We start from the raw sequence: 12,254 nt of genomic DNA, 5'->3' as shown, positions 1-12,254 counted from the left end.
AATGAACGAACATAAAATATGTTTCATCACTTGTACTAATGATGAAATCTTATATGAAGAGTGTGCGAGGTATATAAGGTCACTTGTGATTCCGAAAGGTTATGAGATTGAACTAATTGCAGTAAAAGGTGCCAAAAGCATGACGGAAGGTTATAACCATGCAATGCGGCAATCCAATGCGAAATATAAAGTGTACCTTCATCAGGACACATATATTATCAATAAAAGTTTTGTGCAAAATGTAGTTTCATTATTCCTGAAATATTCTAATCTTGGCTTACTTGGTGTTGTTGGAGCTAAGAAAGTGCCTCCAAGCGGTATATGGTTGAAGGCTAAGGAACGTTATGGGACGGTCTACGAGACTAATGAGAACGGAACTATAGATATAAGTTTAACTAAAGAAGTGAATGTTGATTATGAAAGTGCAGAATATGTAAATGGACTGATTATGATCACACAGTATGATCTTACATGGAGGGATGATTTACTAAATGGTTGGCATATGTACGATGCATCACAATGTGTAGAGTTTTTAAGGGAAGGATATGAAGTGGGTATACCATCTCAACATAATCCCTGGGTTATTCATGACTGCGTGTCGAGAAATTTAGAGGGATACGAGCAGGAACGATTGATATTTCTCAAAGAGTACTCAAAGGATATATTTCCACTTGTTAGTGTATTGATTCCTGCATATAACAGGCCTCAGATGCTGGAGGAGGCGATTAAGAGTGTATTGAATCAAACATATATAAATATTGAAATTATTGTTAGTGATGATAGTACTAATAATGAGGTGGGAGAGATGCTCTCATACTATTTAAGTAATCATCTGAATATTAAGTATTACAAAAATGATGAACCGTATGGTTCTGAAAATTTCGGGAAATGTTTGAATAAAGCTTCTGGAAAGTATATCAGTTATCTAATGGATGATGATTTATACCATTCTGAAAAAATAGAAAAAATGGTGTCCTATTTAGAGGAATACCAAGATGTAACGCTGGTTACTTCTTACCGGGAATTAATCGATGATTACGGGAGAAGGATACCTGATAGTAGTATTAATCAGAAGATTTTCTCGGAGGATACAATAATTAACGGAATTGATGCCGGGAATTTCATGCTGAAAAAAATCTACAATTTCATAGGCGAGCCAACGACTACTATGTTTAGGAAACAAGATTTAGATAAGAACTTTGGTTGGTATAAAGGAAAAAAAATCAGATTTATCAATGATGTAGCTACTTGGATCAATCTTTTGCGAAAAGGAAAACTAGTGTACATTTCGGAACCGCTAAGCTATTTTAGGCAACATGAAGGACAAAACCAAGGAAAACTTGACTACTTAAAGTTTAGTATTGAAGGTTGGTTGAATATGATAGTTGCTTCTAGAGAAGATGGTTTTTTGTTATCACAAAATGAATTTAAAACAGCATTGAAGGAAGTTTATAAATTGGCATTACATGCTCAAAGAAAGTTCGTTGAGCAAGACAGATATGACTTGTTGGAGGAAACTGATTTTCAAATATCATTAAAAAATTTATATAAACAACTGGAAATAACATTTGCACTTTCATAAGTAATGTTGAAAGACTTGCAAGCAAAATAAAAAGTATGGGAAGTGAAGATCATTCTACGTGTGACTCAGACATATCTCCCAGATAAAAATAAATTTAAAACATATGTGGATAAGATATATGAAAGTGGGTGGATTACAAATAATGGTGCTTTGGTAAACGAATTAAAATACAATCTCGAACAATACCTGGGAGTTAAAAATTTACTTCTCGTCTCGAATGGTACATTAGCATTGCAAGTAGCATATAAGCTCCTTGAATTGAAAGGTGAAGTTATTACTACACCATTTTCATTTGTCGCAACTACTAGTAGTTTAGTATGGGAAGGCCTTAAACCAGTTTTTGTCGATATAGATAAAGATACATTCTGTATAAATCCGAAAGCTATAGAAGAGAAGATTGTTGAAGAAACTTCAGCAATTGTTCCTGTGCATGTGTTTGGAAATGGATGTGAAGTAGAAGAAATTGAGAAAGTAGCAAAAAAATATGATCTGAAGATTATCTATGATGCAGCTCATGCCTTTGGGATAAAGTATAAGGATAGAAGTATATTGAATTATGGTGATGTGTCAGTTTTAAGTTTTCACGCCACAAAATTGTTCCACACAATTGAAGGCGGTGCATTGATTATAAATGATGACGATCTGTATGAGAAAGCACAACGCATGATAAACTTTGGTATAACTGGACCGGAGACTATTAAAGGGTTAGGAATTAATGCGAAAATGAATGAATTTCAAGCAGCGATGGGACTTTGCGTTTTGGAAGATATGGAAGATATAATCGCAGAAAGAGAGTCAGCTTATGACTACTATTTAGAAACCTTTCAATCTAATGATTATTTGACCCTCCCTTCTCACAATCCTCATTGTAATTATAACTATAGCTATTTTCCCGTTTTACTCAAAAATGAGGAAATTCTAAATAAGGTTATGCTTAATTTAGAGAAAAATGGAATTTATCCCAGAAGATATTTTTACCCATCTCTCGATACAATTGAATACGTTGAGAGTGAATACGCAGAAATTTCTAACGATATATCGAAAAGAATATTATGTTTGCCAATGAGTACTAATATAAAAAAAGAAGATATTGAAAAAATCAAGACCTCCTTTTTAAATATTCTTTTATGAGTTGGAATAAATATATTGAAAAAATCCTGTGAAGATCTAGTACTAATAATTTCGAATAAGGATGATAATTATGGAAAGTAACAAAAAGGCCTTTATTATTATCTCCGGCTTTAATCCAAGAGCAGTAATTGCATTGTGCCGAGTATTCACAGAATATAGTCTTCCTTTTTATATTATTGCTTTATCTCCTGAAGATCCCATAACATTCAGCTCTTATCAATTAAATATTAAATGGATACGAAGCGATCAGAAACTTAATTTAGATGAATTACTAAAAGCTATAGGCTATATCAAGGAATCTTTGGATTTGGATGAGGTAATAGTAGTACCTAGTTCGGAAGGGCTCAATCGTTTTTTGTTATCCTACCGGCAGCTTTTTCGTAATAACGATATAATAGTGCCCCTAGTAACATCGGAGCTCTATGAACTGATATCTGATAAGTATTCTTTTGGGGAATTGTGTAAGAGTAGGGGATTAGCAGTTCCACATGAATATACAATGAATGAAATACACCGATTTCCAGTAGTAGCTAAACCAAGGCAATATTCAAATTCTGGTTTAGCACTAAGCCCTGTTATTATTTATAGTAACACTGAATTGGCTCGGTTTAGAGAAATGTATCGTACAGAGGATTTTTATTTCCAAGAGTATGTAGATGGGGAATCATATTATTTATTATTTTCTTTTGATAAGGAAGGAAATTCAGTTTCGTTTTCGCAAAAGAATCTAATACAACAAGGAAATGGAAAATCTGTAGTACTAGCTGAATCCTCCAATATTCATTTGGAAAAAATCGGGTTTGAATATAATAAATTATTTACCGATTTAGGCTATTTTGGTGTGGTGATGGTTGAAATTAAAAGAAATTCATCAATTGACTATATGATCGAAGCAAATCCACGGTTTTGGGGTCCTTTGCAGCTTGTATTGGATTGTAAAGTACCATTAATTGAAAATTGGATAAAGATGTGTGGTTTACCAATTGAAAATAACCTTAGGGATATTTCACAAAGTGGAACTTACTTATGGTTATATGGATTAACTAGCTCATTAAAAATTAAAAGCATTATGTATCATACAGACGAGAGTATTCTTGAAAATTTACCTTTGCTTATAAATAACGATATTTATTTAAGGAAGGATAGCTACGCATATTTTTTGGAAGAAATGAAAGGTGAGTGAAACCGTGACGAACAATATAACATCTCAACTTAGCAGACTGTATCAAGATTCCTCAAAACATTCAATGTATCAAAGCATCCCTTCATTCGTTCAAGAAAAGCTAGGATATACAGAGGTAATTAATGAAGAATGGAGAGGTGATACTGCAAGATATAATTACATTTTAGAATTTTTTGAGAAAAGCGATTTTTCGAGTGTTCTTGATATTGGTGCAAACACTGGTTTCTTCTCTCATAGTTTAGCATATGAATTTCCAAGTCTTAAAGTTACAGCCTTAGAACCAAATATAAACCATGCGAATTTTATAACTGAAATTAACGATATTTTCAAACTGGGGAATATGGATATTATTAATAAATCACTTGGTATTGATGATGTGATAAAATTTGACAGTAAATTTGACTCTTCATTATTGTTAAATGTTTTGCATCATGCTGGTGTGGAATTTGATATAGGAAAGATAAACACGGAAATAGAATTTTGGGATTATTTCAGAAATTTCCTTAATTCTTATTCTATCTCTCCCACGATAATAATTCAGGTTGGTTATAATTGGGGAGGAAATAAGTTGAAACCAATCATAAAGCCCGATTGTCTATATGACATGTTTCTTCAACTGCTGACCAACATTAATCAATCATGTTGGAAGGCTACAAATGTCGCATATTATAATAGTGAATTCAAAAAATATATTGATGTTCCGAATGCACTTATAACTCCTCAGCAGAATCAAGAATTAAAAGAAGAAGTTGCATGTTGGTTTAAATCTATGAAAATTGAAGCTAATAGTGAGTTTTATAAACGTCCAATTTTGATAATAACTAAAAATTAGGAGGATAATATTCTTGTATAAACTTTTGGTCTTTGGAAATGGTGGTCTTTGGAGCATTATTAAGGAACACATTGATTTTAATAAAGCTGAAATTCTTGCCTTTATTAATAGTATCCCTCAATCTGGTGGAACGTTATTTGAGGGTGTGCCAATAATTACGCCCCTTGACATAAATCAATTTGAATATGATTTTATACTTTTAGCAAGTGGGAAATATGATCTATTGATAGAACAACTAAAAGATTTGAATATAAATAATAATAAAATTATCGGATTCAAAATGAATGACTCCAAAATATTTCACTCACTAGAAAATGAATTGAATGAAAAAATTAATAAAATGGCGAATTATACAAATTTTAATTTGTTTACGAAGCGAGAGATTGAATCATTTCATTTGTGTAATATGAACTTAATTGGGAGAGAAAGAAAAGTTGATCTTAATGATAAAAGTGTGGATTACGTAAGACTCTCATCACTGGAGTTAATTGCAGAAGAAATTCATGCTAAAAATATTACAGGGAATGTTGCTGAATTAGGTGTTTATAAAGGAGGATTTGCAAAGCATATCAATAAAGTTTTTAATAATAGAAAATTATATCTCTTTGATACCTTTGAGGGATTTGACGAAAGAGATATATCCTATGATATAGAAGAGAATTTTTCAGTTAAAACAACACAATTCATAGATACGAGTATAGATTTAGTTTTGAGTAAGATGGAATACCCTGAGAATGTAATTGTGAAAAAGGGATACTTTCCGCAGACATCTGAGGAATTAGAAGACCAGTTTGCTTTTGTGAGTATCGATACAGATTTATATAAACCCATATACGATGGATTGAACTATTTTTATCCTAGACTTGCCGTCGGAGGATATATATTTGTGCATGATTATAATAATTCTATTTTTAAAGGGGCAAAGGAAGCTGTGAGGGAATTTTGTTCTGAAAACAGCATTCCTTATGTTCCTATAAGTGATAATTTGGGGACTGTTATAATACCTAAATGATAATAGCGAAATATGTCAATAACACGCCTGCTAGGTTTGTATTTTACTACCAGTAAGCCTAGCTGGTGCTGAGTTGGTGCGAGAAGGAAAAAAGTTGCATAAGGAGCGATGGCAAGAAGCGTCAATCGCTCCTATTTTATCAACATAACTTCTTTCTAGAAGAGGTAGTTAAAGTATATATTTTTATCTTACATCAAATTCTATTAGATATGCATTAGGAGATTTTTCATTTACTAAGTTACTTAATTCTAAATTATTGAACATATTATTTATTTTTATTAATTCATTACGTTTATCGGTCATTTTCGCATAGTGTTCAAAGAATAACATAGAGATTGAAAGTGTTTTAGATCCATTTGGTATGATTTTATATGGATAACCTCTTCTTTTAGCGTAACTATTTATATCATCTAAAACGGGCATAGTACATTCGGCGTGTTCTTTAGCCCAACTGCCCCCAGTAATCTCATAAATCAAGGTTAACCATTCATTGGAATCGTCAAAAGAAAAGGGATTCAATATTATAACCTTCTCTTTGGCAATCATACAAAGACTGTCTAGAAATTCATCTCTTTCATTAATGGGAATATGTTCTAATACATGACATGAAACAACAATATCAAAAGATTTTTTCTCAAATGGTAAAGGTGCAGAAAGTCCATTTACACTAGGTTCTACTAATGCATAGTAAGCATCAGGCAAGAATAAGCATAATTCACCAATTCCGCCTCCTACATCAAGTATAGAACAATGTTTATTAGAAGTTGTTTCATTTATATGATCAGCTAATGATTTTAGACGGTAATAACTGTTATGGTTCAAACTCTTTAATGAAGAATTTGTTAAACCGATGCTTAATTTCAATAAGTCCTCTGCATTAGCCGTTATAGTGGGATCAAATTCTCCCTCTATTAATTGTTCGCATATGTCAACACCTAATTTTATTTGTCCAATAGAAAAGTATGTACGGGCCAAGATCAGAAATGAATATGGAGTTCCGTTCCCGAAAGTGATACTAGTTCTATACTGAGCAATAGCATTCATCAGAGTTGCATTTTTTTCATAAAATTCCCCTAAATCCCAATGTGCCATCGAATCTGTAGGGCTGTTTTGAATTGCTTTAATTAAGTCCTGCATAGTTGTCTTCCTCCATAATAATAAAATGTGTTTTATATTTTGAGTAGTATCTTTTTTGTATCGGCAAAGGTCTATTAATTATTTAGCTATTATAATGCGGCCAGTCCAGAATATATAAATCCCTAACTTAAAGAAATTAATCTATTAGTAAGTTTAATTTTTTTAGAAGTCAACTAAAGGGATGTTTAGTTAGTACAATCCTAGACTAACCGGACAATCTGATATAGCAATTATTAAGGAGATAATAGTTTAAATCTATCTCATTAGTTACATTGTTTAGTGATAATATAAACTATATAAAATGAACTAACAGTACAATAAATCCCCTCCTAAACAGCAGATTGGAAGGGGATGATAAAACAAACTATAGTTCAATCTATATAGTAAGCTAATAAGATTTATGGAGGGCTGAATTAATGAATCATAAAAAAACAAGCATCATCATCCTCACTTACAACAAACTTGAATACACTCAGGCTTGTATTGAGAGTATCCGTAAATATACACCAAGAGGGACCTATCAACTGATCGTTGTAGATAATTTATCTACAGATGGCACACGGGATTGGCTTGCCGAGCAGACAGACATTCTTACCATCTTTAATGAAGAAAATGTTGGCTTTCCCAAAGGGTGTAATCAAGGAATGGAACTGTCGACAGGTGATAGTATTCTCTTGCTGAACAATGATGTTGTGGTAACAGAAAATTGGCTTAAATTAATGAATGACTGTTTATACAGTTCTGATGAGATTGGTGCAGTAGGACCGGTAACTAACAGTGCCTATGGAGATCAAGAAATTGCAGTTTCCTATTCAACCTTGGATGAGATGTGGGATTTTGCGAATACATACAATTTGACTGCGGAGCCAGATTGGGAGCGAAGGTTGAAATTAATAGGATTTTGCATGTTAATAAAAAAAGAAGCTGTCGATCAAGTCGGCTTATTAGATGAAGCTTTTACCCCAGGAATGTGTGAGGACAGTGATTACTCGTTCCGTTTACTGAAATCCGGGTTTGAATTAATACTTTGTAGAAATGTATTTATACACCATTTTGGATCTACTTCGTTTGGAGAGATGCCAGAACAAAGGCAGCGATTATGGAATCGCAATAGAGAAAAGTTTGAGGAGAAATGGGGTTTTCATACATCCTATCATGCGCAGCCCAGAGAAGATCTAGTACAGTTAATGAATGAACAGGATCGATATAAAAAAATGAATATACTGGATATTGGCTGCGCTTGTGGGGCTACTCTATTAAATGTGAAGTATAAGTATCCTAACGCAGAGTTGTTTGGTATAGAAAAGAATGAGCATGCAGCATCCATAGCGGGACTTATTGGGAATGTGACGATTGGTGATGGGGAAACCATCTCATACGAGGCTGAAGCCTATGATTATATTATCTTAGGGGATATCCTGCAGCAGATGAAAGATCCATGGAAGTTTTTAGCTCGGGTCAAAGAGTCACTTAAGCCAAACGGTACCATTCTAGCAAGTATTCCGAATGCCACTCATTATAGCGTAATCTTCTCTTTAATGAAAAGTAAATCCTTGTACGGTAAGAATGAAATGCTAGATCATGATACCCTTAGGTTATTTTCATTATCTGAAGTCCAAAGATTATTTGTACAATCCGGATTTGATGAAATAGGCTATAAAATGATTAATAATGAAGTGTCCACCTTAGAACAGCGTTTTATAGATCAGTTAAGTTCTCTAGTTGGTTCCAATGACAACACTCATCTCACTGCCGTAAAATATTTAATAAGAGCAACTCGAAGTAAAAATTCATATTCGTCATTGGAAATTTTATTAGAACAGATTAATCGTGGAATTGACGTCAATGAGACGGTTTTAGAAATGACAAGTATGCTGAAAGATGGATCGATAAATTCTTCGATGATCATTTCCACTGTGAACACCCTAGAAATTGATAGACAACTTGTCTTGAATATACTAGCTAACCAATTTTTCATTCATGGTCTGTACAACGACATCATCCCCCTTCTTAATGCATCACTAGAAATCAACAGCAAGCATTATGATACATTATATAACTATGCCTCTTTACTTCATTCCATTGGGGCAGACAGAGAAGCTTTAATGTACCTGAATCAAATTGAAGAGAAGGATCATGAATCTGGTCATTTGTTAGAAAAGGTCTTAAATAATTTAATCTAAATAGGATGTAGTAGCGTAGTCGGTTGTTTAATAGAAGTCCATACGTCTAATTATCTAAAAAGTAATTTATAGGAGAAAAATTTAATGGGAAAGACAGTTTCTCTTGTCATGATCGTAAAGAACGAAGGATCCATTTTGAAACGTTGTTTAGAAAGTGCTTCTAAACTTGTTGATGAGATTATTATTGTAGACACAGGTTCAACAGACAATACAAAAGAAATCGCTCGGGAATTTAATGCCGAAGTTTTCGATTATACATGGAATAATGATTTCTCTGAAGCTCGTAATTATGCTTTGGACCGATCGACGAGTGAATGGAACCTGGTGCTTGATGCTGATGAGTATATTTCAAACGATTGTAAAGATACCATTCGTCTATTCATTGAGCAAAATCAAGCCATAGGCAGAGTAAAAAGAATTGATAAATTTCAGGGGCAAGACGGGATCAATTATGAACAAATTTATATTTCGAGATTATTTCCGGCGTCTTACAGATATTCGGGGAAAATACATGAACAAATTAAATCGGATCTCCCTCGTCTGATTGTCGATGTGGAAGTACAACATGATGGCTATTTTCAGCAGAGCAAGAATGAGAGAAATATACCCATTCTACAAAGTGTCCTTCGGGAACATCCATTAGATCCATATTATCATCATCAGATCGCTAAGGAATACAGAGGTCTTGAGGATCATGAAAAGGCCTATGACCATTTGAAAATTGCTTATGATAATATGACAGGAAGAGAAGGATACGCACCCAGCATTATAGTGAATTTATTATATGCTATCATTTCAACTGGGCAATTATCTGAAGGAATAACGATCATTGAAGAGCAGTTTGATTATCTGCAGAATTATCCTGATTTTTTCTTTGTCGCAGCACTTTATTTGCTTGAACTTATACTCAGTGCCCCAGACCAGTTTGGAGAGTTGTTACCTCTAATAGAACGTTATTACAAGAGAGCGCTTGAGATAGGAGATAATGGGCAAGAGGGAAGTGTACTTGGTACCGGAAGCTTTGCCACTCTCCATAACTTGGGAGTGTTTTATGAGGTAACAGGTGAATTTGATCAGGCTTGCGATTGCTATGAACAAGCTGCTGAAATGAATTATAAGCCGTCCATTGATAGACTTAAGATTATTAAATCATAAATACAGAATAGTATAATTCCCAAGCCTTGATATAATCAGTTTCTTTGAGCAAAGGGCCTAAGTGAACTCAAAGCAGCATTAGCAGACACGTCAGAAAAAACTATTAATATCACAGTAAGTTTTAGTTCTAATGAAAAAAATGTGAAGTTCAGATTCAGGGCGGAACCATACCATTACATTCACTGGGATACAGCAGGATGGAAAGGAATTCATGTTCTGTCCAGTACTGCTTATATGAAGTGAAAGTAGAAAATATAGTGGTTTAAAAAGGCTCTTCGCTCTACTGGATGGGTGACACGCCAAATCATAGTTTAATAACCCTTTATCCCGGGTGTAGAATCTCATAGATAGAAGATGCCCTCAAGAAGATCGCTTGACCGCTTCTTCTATCTATGAGGCGGAGTCACAAGGGCTAAAGAGTTATTGTGCTCGACGTGCCGCGAGCCCTGGCAGACGACCTTTGTTCGCCGTCATGTAAACCATGGCAATCAAATTTTCGACGTTACGGTAGCCTCTGGCTTTTCGTTTTGCAGCTTGAACCAGTCCATTGAGTCCTTCAAGAAAGCCATTTGTCATTTTACTGTGGAACCAACGTAGAATACCTTCTTCATGTTGCTTTATGGTTTTAGCCAATTTCATCATTGGCTCTAGCTTGGAACGTTTCGCCCAGCCAATCCACTCGCGAAGATATACATCAGCATAAATATGCGGACTCGTCCAAAATTCTTGTAAGGACAATTTTAACCGGTAAGCTCGACCTGTATTTAGATGTAAGTCCTTAAGACCAATAAGCGTTTCACGTTGTTCTGCGTTTAAATTACTCTCATTTTTAAGCCAGAGGTACTTTGTACGCTTAAGTTCTGGTTGTTTTTTCTGTTCTTTTTTACGAACATCATCAACCGCTTCATTAACCAACTTCATAACGTGAAACTTATCGAATGTAATCTCTGCCTTCGGAAAATACGTCTCAATACCGCTAATAAATGCTGGAGACATATCACAACATACTTCTTCAATCTGTTCGGCAGGAAAGCTTTTTTCGCTCAAATGTGCCTTAAACTGCTTAAGTGTTGTCATGCCTTTTCCTTCGGTTGCAAATAGCACGATCTTTGTCTCTGCATCGACGAACAGTGTAATGTAGCGATGTCCTCGGCGCGATGAAGTCTCATCAATTGCAATTCGTTTCAAATCACTGAAATCAAGTTGTTCCATTGCCTTGTTCACGTAGTAATGAAAGATTCGCCACATACGCGTATCATGTTCCCGCAGCTCACGAGCAGCGGCATTCACAGGCATTTCGGCCATCAACCGCATAGCCCACGCTTCAAATTGAAAGGTGAAGTGAGATTTTGGACGTGACCATTTCAGTGGAACCTGAGTCACCTTATTGCATTTCAAGCAGTTAGCACGTGGGACGCGAGCATGAATGTAGGTTTTCCAATTCCAGAAATCTAAATGTCGCCAGTTCTTTTTATCTGCATCATAAGCTTTGCTTTGTGCTCCACAATGCGGACAAGCAAATTCAGCACCGCGTTCAAAATCGAGGAACAAATGCCATGCTTGATCTTGATCATCGAACTCAATACTCTTCAACTCCCAAGGATATTCGAGTTCTAACGCTACCTTAAACATGTCCGCAATCAAGTTTTCTTTACTACTAAATGATGTCCACATGACGATACCACCTTATTATTATTCTTACTTGGCAGTATCGACAGTTGCATCACATATCAGACATTGGACATTCATTGTAGCGAGGAAGCTTTAAAAATTTGTTAGTTAGGATTTTAATTTAAGTTTAAGTTTCTAACACAATAGTAGGGCCAATCAGAATATTGATTGGTCTTTTTTGTACTCAATTAAACATTGAGTGTTTCAATTTTCCTCATAGAGGGTAATATTTCAACAAATATACCTCTAATTATCTCGTTTATAAGAATTGTTTTGGAATATTATTGAATAAAATCATTTTCCTTTCCAATTGACAATGGACAAGTTTGGGTGGTATATTCAGGAATGTGGACGCAAGTCACACTTTA

General features: G+C 34.5%; 9 protein-coding genes. 7 read left to right on the top strand and 2 right to left on the bottom strand.

From position 1 onward, the window contains the following. Position 1 precedes the first annotated feature (1 nt). From E6W40_RS18555 to E6W40_RS29760, 5 genes are all read left to right on the top strand, one after another. Positions 2–1,582, top strand: coding sequence for a glycosyltransferase (locus E6W40_RS18555; protein WP_168928979.1), 1,581 nt, complete (start codon positions 2–4; stop codon positions 1,580–1,582). A 60-nt stretch (positions 1,583–1,642) separates the two neighbouring features. Further along, positions 1,643–2,713 carry a DegT/DnrJ/EryC1/StrS family aminotransferase gene (locus E6W40_RS18550; protein ID WP_246073101.1) on the top strand — a complete coding sequence of 357 codons (1,071 nt, stop codon included), beginning with the start codon at positions 1,643–1,645 and terminating at the stop codon, positions 2,711–2,713. A 70-nt stretch (positions 2,714–2,783) separates the two neighbouring features. Beyond that, complete coding sequence (locus E6W40_RS18545; protein ID WP_168928978.1) at positions 2,784–3,896, top strand: ATP-grasp domain-containing protein; 1,113 nt, start codon at positions 2,784–2,786, stop codon at positions 3,894–3,896. Beyond that, the gene (locus E6W40_RS18540) at positions 3,889–4,728 is read left to right on the top strand and encodes an RsmG family class I SAM-dependent methyltransferase (protein WP_136607126.1); all 840 of its coding nucleotides are present in this window, start codon (positions 3,889–3,891) and stop codon (positions 4,726–4,728) included. The genes E6W40_RS18545 and E6W40_RS18540 overlap by 8 nt, the downstream gene beginning before the upstream one ends. A 13-nt stretch (positions 4,729–4,741) precedes the next feature. Next, positions 4,742–5,740 carry a TylF/MycF/NovP-related O-methyltransferase gene (locus E6W40_RS29760; protein WP_211147053.1) on the top strand — a complete coding sequence of 333 codons (999 nt, stop codon included), beginning with the start codon at positions 4,742–4,744 and terminating at the stop codon, positions 5,738–5,740. A gap of 183 nt (positions 5,741–5,923) precedes the next feature. Here E6W40_RS29760 and E6W40_RS18530 read toward each other — a convergent pair whose 3' ends face one another. Next, positions 5,924–6,877 (bottom strand): class I SAM-dependent methyltransferase, encoded by a 954-nt coding sequence (locus tag E6W40_RS18530; RefSeq protein WP_136607125.1) that lies wholly within the window; start codon positions 6,875–6,877, stop codon positions 5,924–5,926. Between the two features lie 416 nt (positions 6,878–7,293). On the opposite strand from E6W40_RS18530, the gene E6W40_RS18525 reads away from it, so the two are divergent. Continuing rightward, positions 7,294–9,060, top strand: a complete 1,767-nt coding sequence (locus E6W40_RS18525) for a glycosyltransferase (protein WP_136607124.1) — start codon at positions 7,294–7,296, stop codon at positions 9,058–9,060. A gap of 84 nt (positions 9,061–9,144) precedes the next feature. After that, positions 9,145–10,215, top strand: coding sequence for a tetratricopeptide repeat-containing glycosyltransferase family 2 protein (locus tag E6W40_RS18520; protein WP_246073100.1), 1,071 nt, complete (start codon positions 9,145–9,147; stop codon positions 10,213–10,215). A gap of 420 nt (positions 10,216–10,635) precedes the next feature. Here the strand turns inward: E6W40_RS18520 and E6W40_RS18515 are convergent, their stop codons facing one another. Further along, positions 10,636–11,889, bottom strand: a complete 1,254-nt coding sequence (locus E6W40_RS18515) for an ISL3 family transposase (protein ID WP_136607123.1) — start codon at positions 11,887–11,889, stop codon at positions 10,636–10,638. Positions 11,890–12,254 lie beyond the last annotated feature (365 nt).

Source organism: Paenibacillus dokdonensis (assembly GCF_004916975.1).
In the GTDB taxonomy this organism is placed as follows: domain Bacteria; phylum Bacillota; class Bacilli; order Paenibacillales; family Paenibacillaceae; genus Paenibacillus_AQ; species Paenibacillus_AQ dokdonensis.
This window is presented reverse-complemented; position numbering and strand designations above follow the sequence as displayed.